Below are 20,516 nucleotides of genomic sequence, written 5' to 3' on the forward strand. Positions count from 1 at the left end.
TGATAAATTTCAATTTATGTATAGACATCTTAATGCCAGCAATCTAATATTAGGATTAAATTTAAAGAAAAAATGTATACAAAAAACGTTGAGTTTCTTACTCAACGTCTCTTTTATTGGTTAATTTTAGTCTAGAACATCTTGAATAGTGACATCAGCGCCTAATAAACGAAGTTTTTCTTGTACTCTGTCGTAGCCACGCAGTATATTACCCGCATTATTAATCACAGTTTTTCCTTTAGCCATAAGCCCTGCAATCATTAAACAAGCTCCTGCACGAATTTCACCTGCAGAAACAGTTTCCCCATGAAGTTCTGTTGTGGGATGAATTAAGATAACATTGTCTTCAACACTAATGTTTGCGCCCATTTTGCGTAATTGTTCAATATGACCAACACGTTTAGGATAAATTCGATCAATTATTATCCCTTCACCTGTTTTGGCGGTTAACAAAAGTGGCGTTACTGGTTGCTGCAAATCCGTCGCAAATCCTGGGTAAGCATCTGTTTTAATCTGAGCCATTTTCAAATCACCAGCTGGATAAACAAACAGTGAATCCTCATCAGCATCAATAACTACACCCATTTCCTCTACCTTTGCTAGATAAGAATCAAGGTGTTCTTCAATAATATTATGAATGCATACACCATTGCCAATGCAACCAGCAAGTGAAATATACGTGCCAGCTTCAATTCGATCAGGAATAATTGTATGGGGGGTCTTTGCTTCAAGATGTTCGACACCCTCGATCCTAATTGAATCAGTTCCTGCACCTCGAATAATTGCACCCATATTGTTTAAAAAAGTAGCCAAATCAATTATTTCTGGCTCTTTAGCAGCATTATCAATTATTGTTTGACCATGAGCTGTAACCGATGCCATAATAATATTCATTGTTGCACCAACAGATGGCATTTCTAAGTGTATCGTTGCACCTTGAAGACCGCCAGCTGGAGCAGTAATTATTATTTGATCATTTTCATTTTTTACACATGCACCTAGAGCTTCAAACCCCTTAATATGCTGATCGATTGGACGGGGACCTATATCATCCCCACCTGGAAAGCCCACTACAGCCTTGCCAAAACGCCCAAGAAGTGCACCCATAAAATAATAGGAAGCGCGCAAACTTTTAATCTTACCGCTTGGTAATGGGCTCATCTTAATGTTTTGGGGGTTAATATGTAAGGTTGTTTGGTGAAAATCACTTTCAACATCCATTTCGCTCAACAAATCCATTAAGTTGTCAACATCGGCAATTCTTGGGACACCTTCCAAAGTTACCGGTGTACGCGACAAAATTGATGCTGGAATTAAAGCAACGGTTGAATTTTTAGCACCGCCAATCCAGACATCACCCTGTAGGGGCTTTCCACCATGAATTATCATTTGCTTCATTGGCGAAAAAATCCTTTTCTATTTCGTTTAATCATAATTATGTTAAAGGAATTTGCTAGAAAAAACAAGGGAAGACCTCCGTCATTCCCGTTTAAATATCAGTTTTTTGTATTATTCAAATTCTCATATTAAAGTTCTTCTTCTGGTAAACCACAAGCAGCACCAATGAAGGCTTTGTAAAGACCTTCGGGTCTTTGTGGTCTACTCAAAAATTCGGGATGATATTGAGCCGCAACAAAAAACTTATTCTTTGATAATTCAATTACTTCAACTAAATGATTATCAGGAGACACACCAGCAAAAGTCATACCAGCTTTTTCAAATTCTTCACGATATTGATTATTAAATTCAAACCGGTGACGGTGACGTTCTTGAATTACCTCTTGATCACCATAAGCCGCAGCAGTTTTAGTTCCAGGTTTTAATGCAGTCGGATATAATCCCAATCTTAAAGTACCACCAATATTCTCTTCATCACGTTTATCTGCCATGATATCAATCACATTATGGGCTGTATCTGGATTTGCTTCAGTAGAGTTAGCATCCTGGTATCCTAAAACATTCCGAGCAAATTCGACAGTCGCCATTTGCATTCCCAAACAAACACCAAGAAATGGAATATCATTTTCACGTGCATACTTAATCGCCGTAATCATTCCTTCAAGCCCACGGGTTCCAAATCCTCCAGGAACAATTAAGCCATCAGAATTTTCCATAAAGTTAGCAATATTATCTTCTGTAATATCTTCAGCTTGAACTTTTTGAATTTCAACATTTGTATTAAAAGAATAACCTGCATGTTTTAAGGCATCGGTGACTGAAATATAAGCATCTTCTAGTTCAACATATTTACCAACTAAGGTTATTTTAGTTGAATACTTTAAATTCTTAGCCCTTTCATCCAAACGTTTCCATTCTTCCATATCGGCTTCTTTTTTCGGACTATCAATATGGAGAAAATCGCAGACTTTTTGATCCATTCCCTGCTCTTTAAAAGCGAGTGGCAAATCGAATAAGGAAGGTGCATCAATTGATTCAATAATTCGATCAACAGGTACATCGGTAAAGTTGGAAATCTTGTCTTTATGTTCTTGATCAATTGGCATTTCTGCACGCAGTACTAACATATTAGGTTGAATACCGATACTGCGGAGTTCAGCAACTGAATGCTGTGTTGGTTTAGTTTTCATTTCTTGGGCTGCATGCAAATATGGTACTAAAGTACAATGAATATACATCACATTCTCTTCACCAACTTCGCGCCGCATCTGTCTAATGGCTTCCATAAAAGGGGTCGATTCAATATCCCCAACGGTACCACCAATTTCAGAAATCACAACATCTGAATCAGTAGTCAAGCCAGCACGCATAATTTTTTGTTTAATCATATCAGTAATATGCGGAATTACTTGAACAGTCGCACCGTGATAATCTCCCCGACGTTCTTTTTCTAAAACTTCCTTATAAATTTTACCGGTAGTTACATTAGAATACTTGCTAGTTCGTACGTCAACCATTCGTTCATAGTGGCCTAAATCAAGGTCGGCTTCCGTACCATCATCAGTCACAAAAACTTCACCATGTTGATAAGGATTCATGGTACCAGGATCGATATTAATATATGGATCAAACTTTTGCATTGTTACCTTGAGCCCACGATTTTTTAATAACCGTCCTAGACTTGAAGCGGTAATTCCTTTCCCTAGTGAAGAAACAACACCACCAGTAACGAAAATATATTTTGTCATTAGCCAAACTCCTTTTCGTAAAATAAAAATTAACCAAAAATAAAAAAAGCTCCCTTACGGGAGCATAATCGCACACAACGTGCCCAAATAAAATATTATCCATTTTAACTACTTAAGTCAAGAAAATAATTTGTCTTACAGCTAATTCGCTCTTCAACTAACCTAATTTTTACATTTAGCAAAGCCCCAGATTATTCTTAACCATTTTCTGTTAATTTTTACTTGTCTTACTGCTTGTCAAATGCTAAATCTTACTAGTTTTTGTAGTCAGCAATCAATATAAAAATATAAGAGCCACAATATAAATCATCAAAAAAGCGGAAAATAATCCCGCTTTATATAAAGATTGAAAATTTACTTAAATTACAGAAAATTATTCATCCTCTTCATCATCGTCATCATTTAATTCCGATAACTGCCCCTCAATACCATCTGGCAAGTCCTCATCTTCTTCGTCTGGAACAAAGTCTTCTTCATCGTCATCAGAAGCAAAATCATCGTCATCATCTGCTGGTGTTACATCTAAGTCTTCATCCTCAGGATCATCATTATCGTAGTCAATAATATCAGCGCTGCCAGTAGCGCTTGCCAAAAAGGCATTGACTTTCTTATGATGAGTACGTGTATCTTCTTCATCCTCATCTTCAGGATGATTAACTTCTTCATCAACTGATTCATAGGGAAACCATGAGCGAAGTGCCCAGACATTTTCACCCATTGAAATAAATTCACCATTGGTGTTCATATCTGTATAAAATTGAGGCAAACGTTCCCTAATTTCTTCATCACTCACACCCAAAAACTTTTGTACAGCATTAACAATATCAGCAAAAGCCATTCTCTTATTGTTATCTTCCAAAATTGCGCGAGCAACTTCAATCATTGATAATTCATTGCGATTTTTGTCTTTAAAGTCGTTTAATCCCACAATTGCATTCCTCTCTCTTAACAATCCTTTTTATTTTACTAGGCGTTTAAGTAAAAATCAACGTGACAGTATAGTTTCCTACTAAGTATAGCCCACTAAAGAGGTCATATTCAATGCGAAGTTCTCGCGAGCCATCTTTTTTTGAAAAAAATTTAAGTAAATTTGTAGTACTTTTTAAATCCATCTGATAACCTTGTGCAACGTAACGACATTCTTTTTCTTTGCCAAGTACAAAATGTAGCTGTGAATAATTATCTCGATCATTACCACGTTTGATAATCACATCGTCCTGCTTAATTAAAATTTTAACTGGGACCACATCATCTTCCAAATAAGAAATTCTAGTAATTTCTCCTTGCTTTTGTATATCTCCAATTCCAGATTTTTTAAAAGTTTCACTTTCCTTTTCTTGAACAATTTTACTAGTGAAGTTGATTTTAACTCTTGTCATTACTGGTCTAATTTCTCCCTCATGAGCTATCATTAGTTATATCACTCATTTTTTACGTGGTTTAACAAGTAAAAAAGCTAACCATGAAGATTAGCTAATCCGGACAATAGCAATACTTGCTCTATTAATCTTATTATAAAGTAAACTAGGATTTTTAGCCAGATATTCATCAACATTTACTATTTTTTGTAGCTCCAACTTCATGAATTAAAACTTGCGAAATCTAGCTTGACGTTGATTTAACAACTCATCAACTGACAAACCATTAAATTCCTTCAATCTCTGAGCAGCATTACTTTTAATTGTATTGCTTCGTTAGCTAAAACTTTTTCTGGCAAAATCCGTTCAACGATGCCCTGCTGCTTAAGCCACTCTGGTTCAATATGCATTATTTCAGCTGCATCTTGAGCTCGTTTGGCATCCTTCCACATTATTGAGGCAAACCCTTCAGGTGATAATACAGTATACATGCTGTGCTCTAACATTCATATTTCATCACTACATGCCAATGCTAAAGCACCACCAGATCCTGTTTCTCCAATAATTACAGTAAGGATGGGAACTTTTAATCCAAGCATACTACTTATACTCTAAGCCAAGACTTGCCCCTGACCATTTATTTCTGCATCCGCTCCCGGATATGCTCCCGGGGTATTTATTAAGGTTATAATCAGCAAATTCATACTTTCAGCTGTTCTCATGATTTACAAGGCTTTTCTATATCCTTGAGGTAATGGACTACCAAAGTTAGTCGTCATTCGTTCTTTTAATTCTTGTCCTTTATTAGTAACAACAACTGCAAGATTACTATCTTTAAGAGATCTTACCGTGATTAGTTAAAATTTATTTCTATAGATTTATAAAATACGAAATTAAACAAAATTATTTAAGACATGCGAAAACATATTTTAGTATGTTTTAAGTTGCTATTTCTATCATTTTAACTTTCTTTCATTAATTTTGTTATAATCTATGTATATACTATAATATTGATTTAAATACAAAACCTGAGGATGGATATGTCAAATTTTAAAAGTAACAAATTAACGAAGGAAGTTGTTTTACGTGACCCCGTTCACGATTACATTCATATTGAAGATCAAGTGATCCTGGATCTATTGACCACTAAAGAATTCCAACGCATGCGTCGCATTAAGCAACTTGGCCCGATTGCCTATGTTTTTCCAGGAGCAACACATACTAGGTTTGAACACAATGCTGGTGTTTATGAACTAACACGACGAATTTGCAACATTTTTGCCGAAAAATATCCCACTAAAACTCCTAATGACGGACTTTGGGATGACAATAATCGTTTACTAGTTGAATGTGCCGGATTACTTCATGACATTGGTCACGGCCCATACTCGCACACTTTTGAACATCTTTTTGGAACAGATCATGAGAAAATTGGTCAAAAAATTATTACTGATCCCCATACCGAAGTTAACCAAGTATTGCGTCAAGTTGCTCCTAACTTTCCTGAACTAGTCGCAAGTGTAATTGCCAAAACCTATCCTAATCCACAAGTTGTAAAATTAATTTCCAGTCAAGCTGATGCCGACCGGATGGATTATTTAAAACGCGATGCATATTTTACCGGTGTCACTTACGGCGAATTTGATCTATCACGAATTTTGCAGGAAATCCGACCTTATAGTGGCGGAATCTGTTTTACAATGTCAGGAATGCATGCAGCAGAGGATTATATCGTGTCTCGTTATCAGATGTATCAACAAGTTTACTTTCATCGTGTGGGTCGGTCTATGGAAGTTATTTTGCAACATCTACTTGAAAGAGCAAAAATAGTATATCAACAAGGTGTGCTACAAGTAACGCCCGAGTTAGCAAATTTCTTGGCAGATAACTGGTCATTAAATGACTATCTTAAACTTGACGATGGTGTAATGGAAACTAATTTTTCAATGTGGACTGAATCTACTGATCCAATTTTAGCTGATCTTGCGAATCGTTATTTATTCAGAAAGCCATTATCTAGCGTATGTATTGATGCTGAAACCAAAAACCTGCTTCCCAAGCTCAAAGACTTGATTAAACAAGCCGGATTTGATCCCACCTATTACACAGACACTAACTCGGCTTTTGATGAACCATATGACGCCTATAAACCAACTGGTAAAAACGCTAATAGTCAAATTGAAATCATGCAAGATGATGGGCAATTAATTGAACTATCACAATTAAGCCCCCTTGTTCGCGCACTTAATGGAACTTTACAAGGCGATGAGCGTTTTTTCTTTCCTAAAATCATGATGTCAAATAGTGCCGAACCACAAATTTTTGATCCGTTATATCAGCAATTTCAACGCTACATTAAAAATGGTACCTTACGTTATTTAAGAAAACCCAAGAAATAGAGAAAAAGAATCCGGAACTTATCTCCCAGATTCTTTTTACTTTACCTAATTAAAAAATATTAATGCTTATTTTCTTGATAACGTGTATTAAACAATGGACTAAGTGGCTCATTCTTCTGAATACACTTAATGGCATCCCCCATCAAGGAACCAACTGATACAAGCAAAGTTTTATCCAATTTCTTTTCTTCTGGTTGGTTGATCGAATCGGTTAATACAAGATTTTTAATTGGTGATGCGTTTAATCTTTCAATTGCCGGTCCTGACAAGACCGCATGAGTAGCACTAGCATAAACTTCTGTTGCACCAGCATCAATTAAAGCTTGTGCCGCCAAGGTGATGGTTCCCGCAGTGTCAATCATATCATCAATAATGATTGCCCGTTTGCCTTTAACATCACCGATAATGTTCATTACCTCAGCAACATTAGCTCGTGGCCTCCGTTTATCTACAATCGCAATTGAAGTACCTAAAAATTCAGCCAATTTTCTAGCACGAGTTACACCACCATGATCTGGTGAAACTACAACAGCATCTTTTTCCAAATGATTACACAAAAAGTAGTCTGCAAGTAAAGGCGCACCCATAAGATTATCTACTGGTATATCAAAAAAGCCTTGAATTTGCGGTGCATGCAAATCGAGTGACAAGACTCTTGTTGCACCAGCTTCTTGAAGCATATCAGCTACTAATTTAGCTGTGATTGGTTCACGTGGTCTAGTTTTACGATCCTGACGGGCATAGCCATAATATGGAATTACAATATTAATTGTCTGAGCACTCGCACGGCGAACTGCATCAATCATGATCAAAAGTTCCATGAGATTATCATTAACAGGAACACTCAATGATTGAATTAAATAAACGTCCTTACCTCGAACCGACTCATCAATATTAATTTGAATTTCACCGTCACTAAAACGTTGAACACTTGACTTACTTAGCGCTACCCCAACGCGTTCAGCTATTTTCTCAGCAAGTGGCAAATTCGAATTAAGGGCAAACAACATCATATTGTCTTTATAAGACATAATTTCCTCCGTATAATATTTGTTAACAACTTATTATTTTAGCAAAAGTTGTTTGAAAAAGTTACTCCTGTATTTATTATTCAACTTTACACTGCTATATTCAAGCCTTTAAGACAAGATAAATTAGCAATTTTATTTTAAATGTCTAAAACTTTCTTATATTGAACTAAAATTTATAAGATTACGAATTAAGTTAGTCTTCTCTTAATACTTGACTAATATTACCATGACAAGTATCCAAGAGTTTAGCCGCCGCTTTTTGATCTTTACCCGTCTTAATCATTACAATTGCTAAAGCAACATTATTATCGGCTTGTGCTAGAGTTGTTGCCTTATTCTGCATTTCAGTTATTAAATTTTTGATTTCCATAACTTCACACTCTTATTTCTTAGTTTGAATTATTACTCTTATTCCGATAAATTTACATAGCAAACCCAAACATAGATTTCCTCTCTCTTTCTAACTTTTATGTAACCACTTAGTTATTTTTTATTGCCAAATCAACGTGAACTTGTAATTACTCAATAACATAAAAACAGATTATTGTAAAAGATAGAATATTCTTTTAAACAATCTGTTTTGAACGATAACTTACTTTAATTATTCAACTTGTAAAAATTCTTCCGTTGACAAGCGATGGGCACCTAGCTTCGTTAACACTTGATTATAATGATGACGCATCGGTTTAATTAGTGAATCATGAGCATCACCAATTAAAATTACTGAATAATTACGGTCTAATGCATCTTTAACTGTAGCTTGAATACAAGCATGACTCATTAATCCAATTACAACCAAATTTTGCGGATGAAGTTGCTGAACCTTTTCAGCTAAACTAGGTTGAGTGAATGCATCCTGATCTTTTTTGGTAAACACTGGTGAAGTCTGTTTAACCTCTAATTGTGAACAAAGAGCGCCACAATTTTCTTGTTTAATATAAAAAACAGGTTCATTTTTTTCTTCAAATAGCTTAATAATTCGATTGATTCGCTTCATAAGTTTGGTCTTACCACTCAAAAATCGCATTGGCTTTTCTTGAACGTCCATTACTAACAGTAAATTATCGCCTGACATTGTTTTCCTCTCAATTATTAAAATTATTTATTTAAAAAATTTGTCAATTAAAATAACTAGCTTAACACAATAGGTAAATAAGTTGTTATTACATCTCATTTACTCCTTACTGTTATTACATTCATAGATTTGCTTTTATTATAACGCTCTCAAATAAAGTTTCAACATGATTTTTAATTTAATACAAAATGTTATTTCGATTTATAATCATAGTAATAAAAGAGTCGCAAGATCAATCTTGCGACTCTAAATCATTAATTAACATCATGTAAAATAAATGTGCTCCACGGATTAATTTCATCCAATAGATCTAAATCGTCATCTATTATTCGACCAACCAAGTTACGTCGACCATCATTTTCAAATGGCTTCAACACAACTTGCATTTCCCCTTTATAACGAGGGTACTTCTCATTAACAACAACAATATCACCATAGTCAAAAGTTGTTTTGACTTCAGCTTGTGCTGCAACCTCTTTATCTGAATAAACAACTCTAGGCTCGGTATCACGCAACAAATATTCTGACGCATCTCCACGATACAAATGGGGCTTTTTCAAACAGATTGTTCTTTCAATTGGTAGAACATCCTGTTCAAATTTAATCCCTAACATCGGAAATGGACTATTAAAAGCTTCTGCTGCACTTGATAATTCTTCTTCACTGGCAAATGCATTACCAATGATAATATCATCAATCATTTTACTTAAACGCAGATGAGTTACCTGACTGAAAATATTTCTCTTTCGATCACTTTCTATCGTCGGCAAGCCTTCATGAACTGGCCAAGGGCCAAATTTTGCTTGCTTTGAAGAAATAAACGCAGCTGTATGCAAGCCATAATCACGATACTTTTGAGAATATTCTATAAAAACAGTTTCACTTAACCCTGTATATTCCTGTGGATAGAAATTGTGACAACCAATTAAATTATCAATTTCAGGATCATATGACATGATACTATCTAAATAATTGGTACCACGACTCATATTCAATTCTATTTTTAATCCATAAGGATTATGAGTCATTGCCGCTTCTTCTGAACCGCTGAAACCTTCATCTAGGCGAAGCCCCCAAACTCCTAGTTCATGAAAAAACTTCAAATCATGATAATCAATCTTTAATTCCTTAAACAAAACTGGGTTGATATCAACAATTGTTTTAAATCCTAGTTGATTAGCATAAGTGACATCTTCTTTAAGACGGGCTAGTAAATCAATACCGCTAGCACTTTTTAACTGTAAAAGTGACGAAAAAATACGTTGGTAACCATATTTTTTAGCTAAATCCATATATGTTTTATCTTGTTCAAAGGTACTCTGCTCAGGATAAAGTGAAATTCCTAATTGTTTCATTATTATAACTCCCTAGCTAAGCTTCTGTTGGGGGCTTAACGTTATTAGCCGCCTTAACAAATGGTACATAAATCAAGAAGCCTATTACCATGTTAATTAATTGTAGAACTACTGCACGCCAATCCATTGTACCAACAAATGCATTAAGAATAGGCGGCATTGACCAAACAATTTGCGTTCTAACTCGTGAAACTAACCCCAAACTCAATGCCGCATATGATGTTGAAACCATAATTAATGGTGCAATTATAAACGGTATGAAATAGATTGGATCCAAGACGATTGGCATTCCAAACATTATTGGTTCATTAATATTAAAAATTCCTGGTACTAAGGATAATTTAGCCACTGCACGCTGATTTTCACGTGTTGAAAAAGCTAAAATTGCAAGAATTAATAGTAATGTAGAACCAGCACCACCGATCCACACATAAAGATCAAAATCAGATCTCGTCCACAAATATGGTAAAGCTTGTCCCTTATGGGCAGCATTCATGTTAGCGATTAAAGCTGTCGTCCAAATACTTTCAATAACTGGTGCCAACACGTTACTTCCATGAATACCAAAGAACCAGAATAACTGGACCAAGAATGTTATCAGCAAAACAGACCAGTAACCTTGACTAACTTTCATTAACGGATCCTGTATTGTCTTAGAAATAAAGTCAATTACCGTTGTTTGGTTAAGACTAAATAAATAATTAATAATACCAACTACATATAAACCGGCAGTTGCAGGAATAATTCCAGTAAAAGCTTTAGCAACTGCTGGCGGAACTGTATCAGGCATTTTAATTGTGATATTTTTCTTCATCAACCTGCTCCAAAGTATTTACTAAAGTTAAAATAACCCCATGAAGTTACATTTTTACCTGTAATGACGGCTCCCGCATCAGTTAAAGTCTTCGTATCACCTTGAGAAAGTGTATTCTTCAAAACCAAAACAAAGTTTTGGGGTAAGCCCATAATGAAAGTTCCTAAGGTAACTAGTCCACCCGTAATAGGTTCTACCTTATATTGAACACATAACTGGTAACCAAATGTAAATGAAAATAGCAACCCCAAAATAGCAGTTGAGCCTGTCCAAACCATTGCATTAATTCCAATTAGCCATTGCATTGAATTAACAAAGCTTGTCCAGCCAAATTGATTTGGTAAATCTCTAACCAAAGAATTTATAACATTTGCTACTGAGCCTGCCAGCATCAATGGCATCATCGCAATAAAAGCATCACGTAAAGCAATTAACCAGCGAATCGAACCAATCTTAGCAGCAATTGGAACAACGTGTTTATTTAACCAATTAATTAAAGCATTCATAATTTCCCTCCTACTCTTTACTTTGTTAGTATATCATAATTATGTAAGCGTTAAATGGTATATACAAAAAAGGTAGATAAAGTCAATATTTTATCTACCTTTATATATAATTTTAGTCAGTTATTTATTTGTAGTAGCGTAATCTGCAATATTTAAGGTTTGCTGGAAACCATTACTACCAACAATAGTTAAAACAGTATTATTATTACTAAATTGAACCGTGCTTGCAGCTACACCATTTGCAGTTGCCACCACTTGAACAATCTGGTTGGCTTCATCCATTGTCAAATTCTTTAAATCATTAACTACTATCTTTTTACCGTTTAATGCAGCTTTAGCCTTGGTAATCTTGTTAATTTCATTCTTAACATTTGCAATGGTTGAACTAGCATTATTAACCTGTGTACCAGAAGTTACTGCATTATCATATGCATCACGCAAAGTTTTAGCTGATAATTTGTATGCATCACTGCTTCTAACACTAGCCACTTCAGCTAAAGCATCTTGTAATGGCTTTTTGTCAGTTGCAGTTGCCATCACAGTTTCATCTTTAGCACTTTCTTCTGTATTCACTGGAACTAACTTGTCACCACTTATACTGCTAACATCGCTTGCTTTCAGATAACCACTCTTGTCACTTTGTAACTTGTAGAATAATTCAGCTTTATTTTCACTCTCAACCCAAATGTAACGCAATTCAGTTACACGAGCTGTGTGACCTTTAGCAAATGTTTTGGTTGATTGTAAAATACCCTTATTGTTATAAACATTGGCATCGTTACCCAACGTTGCAATCGTACCAGTTTGATTATCTTCTGGTTTATTCTCATTTGAAGGTGATAATTGCTTACCTGTTATGACGCCAACATTACTTTTCTTAATCCATTGATCGTCACCTGGGTATTTAGCATCACTAATGTGATAGTAAAGCTTACCATCAATATATTGCAACTTATCAACTTGAACCTTTTGCCCCTTTTTAATTAGCTGATCACCGGAATTACCTTTACCATCATAAACATAAGCATTCTTACTCAAGGTAATAACAGTTGCATCATTCTGATTATCACTAGGTGTCCGGTCATTATCGTTCTTTGACGGTTTTTTATTGCTTGGCTTTAACTTTGTACCAGTTGTTGAGCCAACATTTGCAGCTTTAATGAATTGGTTAGTTTGTCCACCAATTCTGTAATATAATTTGCTACCAATGTACAGTAATTGATCAACTGTAACAACTTGACCTTTCTTCAGCTTCTTTTTAGCAGTTTTACCTTTAGCATCGTAAATGTAAGCATTACTCTTTAACTTCGCAGTAGTTGAAGCTGGAGCTGGTTTAGTTGTGGCCTTTTTGCCGTCAACTTTTTTACCATCAACATAACCAACATTTGCTGCTTTGATAAAGGCACCACCACCAAGATCATAATATTCTTTATTATTAATAGTCTTTTTGGCACTGTATTTAACTGTATAGCCTTTAGCAATTACCGTATTCTTAGGACTGCCCATGTAGGTCTTTAACCGCTTACCATTTTTATCATACACATAAGCATTGCGACTTAATTTGATTTTTCCTTGCTGTGAGGTTGCTTTTTTAGACGAGTTTTTCTTAGTTTTGGCTGGCTTATTAGCTGCCTGGACTAAAGCAACTTGACTTACACTTAAAATTGGACTAACACCAATCAATGCAGCCGTTGATACAGTTATTAATTTATGACTTAATTTCATTTATTTCTCTACCTCGTAAAATTTAAATTTCATCATATAATATTGTATACTAATACAACCTTTTTTTAAATGAAGTTTGTAATAGCTTACTTTTTCTTAAGAATCAGATAATCATTTCGACATTATCTTTACCATTTTTAAGCATTAGTGACTTAATAGTATTATTTTTTAGTTAATTACTTTTTATTTCCAATTAGAATCATTAGCTAACGGCAATTTATGCCAGTAATTTGGCTTATTTACTTGTCGCCCACGGGCAATTGCTAAATCATATTGGTCAACATCTTTGGTAATCGTTGAGTCAGCAGCTATAAAGGCATGATCTGCAACATTAACCGGCGCTACCAAAGTTGCACCTGAACCTATAAATGCTCGGTCTCCAACAGTTGTATGATCTTTTTTGACACCATCATAATTTGCAAAGATAGTTCCACAACCTACATTAACATCTTTTCCTAGTGTAGCATCTCCAACATAAGTTAAATGACCTACTTTTGAATTTTCTCCAATTTCTGCATTCTTAATTTCTACAAAGTTGCCAATATGGGCACCTGACCTAATTATAGCTTGTGAACGCAAATGAGAGTTGGGACCGATATCACTGTGATCGTCCATCTCAGCCCCTTCAATTGTTGACGATATAATTGTTACATCATTACCAACTTTTGAATCAATAATCCTTGAACCAGAGGTAACTAAACAATCATTGCCGATTACTGTCTTACCTTTGATCACAACATTGCCCTCAATCTGTGTATCACTGCCAATTTCAACACCAGCATCAATATATGCAGTTTCAGGATCTACAAAAGTGACCCCATTACACATATGTTTTTTATTAATACGTCTCTGCATGATTTTGGTAGCCTGTGCCAACGCAACACGATCATTGACACCAATACTTTCACTGAAATCGTGCATTTTATATGCGCCAATTCGCTGTCCTTTATTTCGCAAAATCTCTAAGACATCAGTAAGGTAATATTCACCTTGCGCATTATGATTAGTTACTTGCTTGAGAGCTTTAAACAATTGTTTATTGTCAAAACAAAAAACGCCTGTATTAATTTCTTTAACTTTTAATTCTTCAGAATTCCCATCTTTTTGCTCAACAATCCGTAAAACATTATCCTGTTCATCACGAATAATTCTTCCGTATCCATATGGATTAGGAGCTTGCGCTGTTAAAACTGTTGCTGCATTACCTTTATTTTGATGATAATTAAATAATTTTTGGAAAGTCTCACTAGTAAATAATGGTGTATCTCCAGTTATTACCAGTGTCGCTCCTTCTTGTCTTGAAAGTTGCTTTTCTGCGGTTAAAACCGCATCGCCTGTTCCCAACTGTTTTTTTTGTAAAACAAATTCAGACTTACCAGCTAATACTTTTTTTACTTCTTCAGCACCATTACCAACAACCGTTACTATTTTATCTGGCTCAATTGCCTGTGCGGCCTCAACCACATGTTCAACCATCGACTTACCACAAACTTGATGCAAAACCTTATACAGCTTTGATTTCATTCGTGTACCTTTACCGGCTGCTAATACAACTACAAACTTTTTCATTAATTCCGGCCTCTTTATATTCTTAAATTATTATTTTATTTTATCATATCATCAGGCAACCTAAAAATGGTTAAAATTTGTATGTGATATAAGAGTACCCGGTTCAGCTAAAATCACATTCTTCTTACTATCTACACAAGTAATTCTTATTAATGACAAATGATCTTCGATTAACTTTTCATCATCAAAATCGGCTTCACACAAAACACAAACACCAGAAATATTACTATTAAATTCCTTAACTAACTGTTGCATACCTGTTAAGGTTCCACCTGCCATCATGAAATCATCTACTAATAGAACATTCGAATTTTCATTTAAAACTCTAGTTGGTAATTCCATTTTTGATACCCGATCAAGTGAAGAAGAAATATAATTAACCGAAACGGTCGCTCCTTCTGTCACTTTGGAACGTTTACGAGCAATAATAAACGGAACATTTAAATAACGTGCGACAGCCTGTGCCAATGCTATTCCCTTGGTTTCAATAGTCATTACTACATCAATATTGGAGTATGCATAACGCGTTGCTATTAGTCTACCAATTTTGTCTAAATCTTGTGGATTACCTAAAATATCCGAAAGATAGACAAATCCGCCCGCCAAAATTCTATTGGGATCCTCAATTCTACTAGCTAAGTCTTCTAAATATTGTTGGGCATGTTCCATCCCCCAAAATGGAATATACCGTACACCCCCAGCAGCACCAGCTACTGTTTCTAAAATCCCATCTTGATTAGCAGCTAACGTATGCTTTAAAATTGCAAGATCTTCCGAAATTGAAGATTTAGCAGCATCATAGCGTTTTGCAAAAAAAGGCAATGAAATCAAGTCATGTGGTCGTTCCATTAAATACTTGGTCATATCAACCAATCTCTCTGAACGTTTCATAAATTTTCCTCCCTAATGTTTGGTTTTTGCCAGTTACTACTATACACTGAACCACAAAAAAAGGCACTAACATTTACAAAATGTTATTACCTCCACAAATGCTAATTAATCAACTTAATCAGTTATATCATCAAATTTTAAAGTGATATTTTTAGTCAATAAATCCGTGTAACTATAAGAAACATGTTTAAAATTATTTTGATCTTGGTCTAAATCGACTACAAACACAGCTGGAAATGTTTCTTTTAAAATCCCTCGTCTTTTAGTAACTTTCTTACGTCCTGCTCTTGCAACGACTGTAATTGGGTCACCTAGGTGTGAATCCAATTTTTCTTTAATGGTAATAATAGATGTTGGCACTAATAACAACTCCTTTGAGTCGAATTTTACCACTTTATCATCATTTTTTCAATACTTTTTAAGAGCAAGTCAGTAACAACATTATCTTTTTGACTTAATTGCCTGTGCCAACATAACAAATTGAGAAATAGCCAATTGTTCCGGTCTAACTCTTGGATCAAGATGCAACTTTGCCAATAATTGCTTACGACTATCGGGATCTGGCAAAATATTTTTAAGATTATTATTTAAAGTTTTACGTCGTTGGCCAAAACACATTTTCACTATCCAATTAAAATATTCTGGATCGCCCACAGCAATTTTTTGTTCTAAAGGCTTTAATATCACTACACTTGAATCAACCTTTGGTTGAGGAATAAAGGAACTGCTTTTAACCGTTAAAGCAATTTTAATACTCATTTCAGTTTGCACACCAATTGTTAGTGGACCGTAATCTTTATTATTGGGTTTAGCTTGAAGCCGTTCAGCCACTTCTTTTTGCATCATTAAGGTTAAACTACTAAAATTCATGGCTTTATTCAAAAAGAAAATTATCGGCGTTGTGATGTAATAGGGCAAATTGGCAACTACTTTTATTGGCTTGCTTAAATCAAAGAAGCCCTCAAGATCATGTTTAAAATCAGCTTGCAAAATATCTTTCATTAAGAGCCGAAAACGATCATTAAGAGCAACACCATTAACTTTAATTGGTAACTCATTGTGCAAAATTTCTGGCAAGCTATCATCAACTTCGTAAGCAAAAACCTTAGCTCCTGCCAGTAAAAGTTGTTCCGTCAAAGACCCAATTCCAGGCCCAATTTCTATTACCTGATCATCTTGTCCAATTTCAGCTGCTTGAACAATTCCTTGAATGGCATTTAAATCAATCAAAAAATTTTGTCCTAAATTTTTCTTAGCCCGAACAAAATAGCGATTAATGATCGCTTGCGTCCTAACCATAGAGCCAATTGGCATTTCATTATTCATTATTAGCCTCCTTGACTGCAGCTTTCAATTGAGCTAAAGGTACATTGAAAGTACGCAAACGCTTATAAAATTGCTTTGCATTTCCATAACCAATTCGCAAAATTATTCCCACTTTTTCACGCAATTGTCGTGAACCTTGACCACTAGATAAGCCAAGCTTTCGATAAGCATACAGCGTTAAATCACTAGCAGGTGGTTGAATCTCACGTAAATCACTTAGAGCCTTACCTAGTGCTTGTCTTGAAGCATGTTCAACCCCCAATGAATTGCCTCTATTATGCGGCTCACCTTCCTTACGAGTAATAAAAGCCTGCTTAGCCTTAGGAACTGCTTCAGTCACAAGACGCCGAATTCGTTCACCATTTAAATCAGGATCAGTTAAAATTATTATTTCTCGTTTTTTACTTAGTTCTTTCAACTCTTCTAAAACAGATGCCGGAACATCCGAACCATTTGTTTCAATTGTTTCAATACCAGGGAAAAATTGCTTTAGACGAATTGTATCATCTTTTCCTTCGACAACCACAACTGCATTAAATTTTTTTTTAGTTAAGACCATAAACCCTCATCGTATTTTTATATGTTATTTGTGCAACTTCTTCTAACGAAATACCTTTTAACTGAGCAATAGCTTGACCAACATAGTAAACGTAACCCGGTTCATTTTGATGACCACGATACGGTTTAGGAGTTAAAAAGGGCGCGTCTGTTTCTAGCAGCAACCTATTTAAAGGTGTTTTTTTAACCGCTGAATGAACTTCTACTGCCTTAGTAAATGAGGCTACACCAGAATAAGAAAAATATACATTTAAGTCCAAAAACTTATTTAGCCAGTTAACATCCCCATTAAAACTATGCAAAATTGCGCCGTATTCCAAATCACTATGCTTTAAAATTTCATAGCAGTCGCCAAAGGCATCCCTAGTGTGGATATCTACCGGCTTTTTCATCTCATGAGCAACTTCAATCTGTCTTGCAAAAACCTCACGTTGTTTTGATCGTGGTGATTCATCCCAATAATAGTCAAGACCAATTTCTCCCATTGCCACCACGCCAGGAATTTGTAACTGTTCAATTATCGTATCCTCAGCTTTTTGATCATAGTCTTTAGCAACATCTGGGCAATAACCCACCATGGCATATACTTTTTCAAAACGCTGACTTAGTTCTATTGCTCTTTTATTAAATTCAGGATCCTGCCCCACGCAAATTACTTTTGTTACACCTAACTTTTGGGCGCGATCAAGGTAAAATTCTTCCCTACCTCGAAATGGCTCATCTTGTAAATGCGTATGGTTATCAATTAATTCCATTAGCCTAATTCTGCTCCAAGTTCATGCTCATCACCTATTATCGCAAGTTTTACTTGTCCGCCTTGTTCACTTGATAAAAGCATTCCTTGACTTAATTGACCCAACATTTTACGTGGTTTCAAATTAGTTACTGCCAGTACTTTCTTACCTAAAAGCTCATTAGCATTCGGATAAAATTTACGAATCCCACTTAAAATCTGTCGTTCTTGACCGTTACCAAAATCAAGTTGGAATTGGAGCAATTTATCCGAACCCTTAACAGGTGCAACGGCAAGAATTTTACCCACTTGTATTTTAACCTTATCAAAATCATCAATTGTAATTTCCTTGTCTTGCCCTTTTTCACTACGACTTTGTTTCTTAGGCTTGGCTTTAGCCATCTCATCTTTAATATACTTAATTTCTTCTTCAGGTTTCAGTCTTGGATAAATTGGTGTTGGCTTAGCAACTACCTTGATGTTCCAATCATATGCTCCAAAATTAAGCTGTTTTTGACTTTCATCGTTCCAATCAAGACCTAATTGCTTGAACATCTCAATAGGTGTCCTGGTCATAATTGGTGCAATTAACAAAGCAATTATACGTAAGCTCTCTGCTAAGTTAGACATTACCCGTGCAAGTTCAGCAGTTTTTCCTTCCTTGTTTAAAGTCCATGGTGTGGTTTCATCTATATACTTGTTGGCACGACTAACTAATTTCCAAATATCGTCAATTGCCTGAGTAAAATGAAGTGTATCCATTTCTTGATGATAATTAATAATAATTTCAGCAGCAGTTTGTGCTAAATCTTCTCCAAATTGATCTTGTTCACCCGCAACTTGAGTAATAAGACCATTTTGATATTGATTAATCATCGAAACAGTTCGATTTAATAAATTACCTAAATCATTCGCTAAATCATAATTGACACGTTCTACAAAATCTTCCGGAGTAAATATTCCATCTGAACCAAACGGTAGTGCCCGCATTAGATAGTAACGCAATGCGTCAACGCCGTATCGACTAGTAATTGATTCAGGATAAACGGCATTACCCTTGGACTTGGACATTTTACCATCCTTCATCAATACCCAGCCATGACCAATAATATGCTTAGGTAGTGGCAAGCCTAATGCCATCAACATAATTGGCCAGTAAATTGTGTGGAACCGGACTATTTCTTTACCAACTAAGTGAATATCTGCAGGCCAATATTTCTTGAATAGCGAATCATCATCTGAACCATATCCCAATGCCGTAATATAGTTAGACAAAGCATCGATCCAAACGTAAACAACATGTTTAGGATCACTTGGCACAGGAATTCCCCAAGAAACAGTTGTCCTTGTTACCGATAAGTCCTCTAGTCCTGGTTTGATAAAATTATTGACCATTTCTTTTTCTCGAGAATGAGGCAAAATAAATTCAGGATGATCTTGATAGTATTGATAGAGTCGATCTGCATATTTACTCATTTTGAAGAAATAAGATGGTTCCTTAACTAGTTGCACCTCATGACCAGATGGTGCTTTACCGCCAATTACATTACCGACATCATCCTTATAAACCTCGGCCAGTTGAGATTCTGTGAAATATTCTTCATCCTCAACTGAATACCAGCCGGTATATTCTCCAAGATAAATGTCACCTTGATTTAGCAGTTGTTCAAAGATTTTTTGAACTCCTTTAACATGTTGCTCGTCAGTTGTACGAATAAATTTGTCATATGAAATATCCAAACTTTTCCATAACTTTTGATAGGTAGCAGCCATATCATCTACAAATTTTTGTGGCTTGATGCCTTTTGCTTCAGCCTTTTGTTCAATTTTTAAACCATGTTCATCTGTTCCAGTTAAAAAGAAAGTATCAAACCCCTGCGTACGCTTATAGCGTGCCATCACATCTGCAGCAATTGTTGTATAAGCGTTACCGATAGTTAAACGGCCAGACGGATAGTAGATTGGGGTGGTAATGTAAAAAGTTTTTTTATCAGCCATATTCATTTTCTCCTTAAGTTTCATCTAATTTA

At 35.4% G+C, this 20,516-nt stretch carries 19 protein-coding genes and 1 pseudogene; 1 reads left to right on the forward strand and 19 read right to left on the reverse strand.

Annotation, left to right across the window (positions count from 1 at the left end; all coding sequences use genetic code 11):
- Window positions 1-126 precede the first annotated feature (126 nt).
- The 6 genes from F5ESL0246_RS06750 to F5ESL0246_RS08530 all read right to left on the reverse strand — a co-directional run bounded on the left by F5ESL0246_RS06750 (window position 127) and on the right by F5ESL0246_RS08530 (window position 5,358).
- Window positions 127-1,398, reverse strand: a complete 1,272-nt coding sequence (locus F5ESL0246_RS06750) for a UDP-N-acetylglucosamine 1-carboxyvinyltransferase (RefSeq protein ID WP_122018938.1) — start codon at window positions 1,396-1,398, stop codon at window positions 127-129.
- A gap of 128 nt (window positions 1,399-1,526) precedes the next feature.
- Window positions 1,527-3,146: a CTP synthase gene (locus F5ESL0246_RS06755; protein ID WP_122018940.1), complete on the reverse strand. Its 1,620-nt coding sequence runs from the start codon at window positions 3,144-3,146 to the stop codon at window positions 1,527-1,529.
- A gap of 373 nt (window positions 3,147-3,519) precedes the next feature.
- Window positions 3,520-4,074 carry a DNA-directed RNA polymerase subunit delta gene (rpoE, locus tag F5ESL0246_RS06760; RefSeq protein WP_122018942.1) on the reverse strand — a complete coding sequence of 185 codons (555 nt, stop codon included), beginning with the start codon at window positions 4,072-4,074 and terminating at the stop codon, window positions 3,520-3,522.
- 46 nt (window positions 4,075-4,120) lie between these two features.
- Window positions 4,121-4,525: a DUF1934 domain-containing protein gene (locus F5ESL0246_RS06765; protein ID WP_122018944.1), complete on the reverse strand. Its 405-nt coding sequence runs from the start codon at window positions 4,523-4,525 to the stop codon at window positions 4,121-4,123.
- A 275-nt stretch (window positions 4,526-4,800) separates the two neighbouring features.
- Entirely contained in the window at window positions 4,801-5,010 is a 210-nt protein-coding gene (locus tag F5ESL0246_RS08145) for a hypothetical protein (RefSeq protein ID WP_147441063.1), read from the reverse strand.
- A gap of 219 nt (window positions 5,011-5,229) precedes the next feature.
- The gene (locus F5ESL0246_RS08530; protein WP_122019126.1) at window positions 5,230-5,358 is read right to left on the reverse strand and encodes a hypothetical protein; all 129 of its coding nucleotides are present in this window, start codon (window positions 5,356-5,358) and stop codon (window positions 5,230-5,232) included.
- 186 nt (window positions 5,359-5,544) lie between these two features.
- On the opposite strand from F5ESL0246_RS08530, the gene F5ESL0246_RS06775 reads away from it, so the two are divergent.
- Entirely contained in the window at window positions 5,545-6,903 is a 1,359-nt protein-coding gene (locus tag F5ESL0246_RS06775; RefSeq protein WP_122018946.1) for an HD domain-containing protein, read from the forward strand.
- A gap of 59 nt (window positions 6,904-6,962) precedes the next feature.
- On the opposite strand, the gene F5ESL0246_RS06780 is transcribed toward F5ESL0246_RS06775, so the two are convergent.
- The 13 genes and pseudogenes from F5ESL0246_RS06780 to metG all read right to left on the reverse strand — a co-directional run bounded on the left by F5ESL0246_RS06780 (window position 6,963) and on the right by metG (window position 20,484).
- A complete protein-coding gene (locus F5ESL0246_RS06780; protein ID WP_122018948.1) occupies window positions 6,963-7,934 on the reverse strand; it encodes a ribose-phosphate diphosphokinase in 972 nt (323 codons plus the stop codon).
- 193 nt (window positions 7,935-8,127) lie between these two features.
- Complete coding sequence (locus F5ESL0246_RS08270; RefSeq protein ID WP_158592803.1) at window positions 8,128-8,304, reverse strand: hypothetical protein; 177 nt, start codon at window positions 8,302-8,304, stop codon at window positions 8,128-8,130.
- 231 nt (window positions 8,305-8,535) lie between these two features.
- Complete coding sequence (locus F5ESL0246_RS06785; RefSeq protein ID WP_122018950.1) at window positions 8,536-9,009, reverse strand: cysteine hydrolase family protein; 474 nt, start codon at window positions 9,007-9,009, stop codon at window positions 8,536-8,538.
- A gap of 254 nt (window positions 9,010-9,263) precedes the next feature.
- Complete coding sequence (locus F5ESL0246_RS06790; protein ID WP_122018952.1) at window positions 9,264-10,364, reverse strand: DUF871 domain-containing protein; 1,101 nt, start codon at window positions 10,362-10,364, stop codon at window positions 9,264-9,266.
- Window positions 10,365-10,380: 16 nt separating this feature from the next.
- A pseudogene (locus tag F5ESL0246_RS06795) lies at window positions 10,381-11,684 on the reverse strand (PTS sugar transporter subunit IIC).
- A 120-nt stretch (window positions 11,685-11,804) separates the two neighbouring features.
- A complete protein-coding gene (locus F5ESL0246_RS06800; RefSeq protein ID WP_122018954.1) occupies window positions 11,805-13,409 on the reverse strand; it encodes an SLAP domain-containing protein in 1,605 nt (534 codons plus the stop codon).
- A gap of 183 nt (window positions 13,410-13,592) precedes the next feature.
- Window positions 13,593-14,978 (reverse strand): bifunctional UDP-N-acetylglucosamine diphosphorylase/glucosamine-1-phosphate N-acetyltransferase GlmU, encoded by a 1,386-nt coding sequence (glmU, locus tag F5ESL0246_RS06805; protein ID WP_122018956.1) that lies wholly within the window; start codon window positions 14,976-14,978, stop codon window positions 13,593-13,595.
- Window positions 14,979-15,038: 60 nt separating this feature from the next.
- The gene (purR, locus tag F5ESL0246_RS06810; RefSeq protein WP_122018958.1) at window positions 15,039-15,869 is read right to left on the reverse strand and encodes a pur operon repressor; all 831 of its coding nucleotides are present in this window, start codon (window positions 15,867-15,869) and stop codon (window positions 15,039-15,041) included.
- A gap of 114 nt (window positions 15,870-15,983) precedes the next feature.
- Window positions 15,984-16,229: a Veg family protein gene (locus F5ESL0246_RS06815; RefSeq protein WP_122018960.1), complete on the reverse strand. Its 246-nt coding sequence runs from the start codon at window positions 16,227-16,229 to the stop codon at window positions 15,984-15,986.
- An 81-nt stretch (window positions 16,230-16,310) separates the two neighbouring features.
- The gene (gene rsmA / locus F5ESL0246_RS06820) at window positions 16,311-17,195 is read right to left on the reverse strand and encodes a 16S rRNA (adenine(1518)-N(6)/adenine(1519)-N(6))-dimethyltransferase RsmA (RefSeq protein ID WP_122018962.1); all 885 of its coding nucleotides are present in this window, start codon (window positions 17,193-17,195) and stop codon (window positions 16,311-16,313) included.
- Window positions 17,188-17,754, reverse strand: a complete 567-nt coding sequence (gene rnmV / locus F5ESL0246_RS06825; RefSeq protein WP_122018964.1) for a ribonuclease M5 — start codon at window positions 17,752-17,754, stop codon at window positions 17,188-17,190. The genes rsmA and rnmV overlap by 8 nt, the downstream gene beginning before the upstream one ends.
- Complete coding sequence (locus F5ESL0246_RS06830) at window positions 17,741-18,508, reverse strand: TatD family hydrolase (protein ID WP_122018966.1); 768 nt, start codon at window positions 18,506-18,508, stop codon at window positions 17,741-17,743. Before F5ESL0246_RS06830 ends, rnmV begins: the two co-directional genes overlap by 14 nt.
- Window positions 18,508-20,484, reverse strand: coding sequence for a methionine--tRNA ligase (metG, locus tag F5ESL0246_RS06835; RefSeq protein WP_122018967.1), 1,977 nt, complete (start codon window positions 20,482-20,484; stop codon window positions 18,508-18,510). The genes F5ESL0246_RS06830 and metG overlap by 1 nt, the downstream gene beginning before the upstream one ends.
- Window positions 20,485-20,516 lie beyond the last annotated feature (32 nt).

Source organism: Lactobacillus sp. ESL0246, assembly GCF_003692965.1.
Lineage (GTDB): Bacteria > Bacillota > Bacilli > Lactobacillales > Lactobacillaceae > Lactobacillus.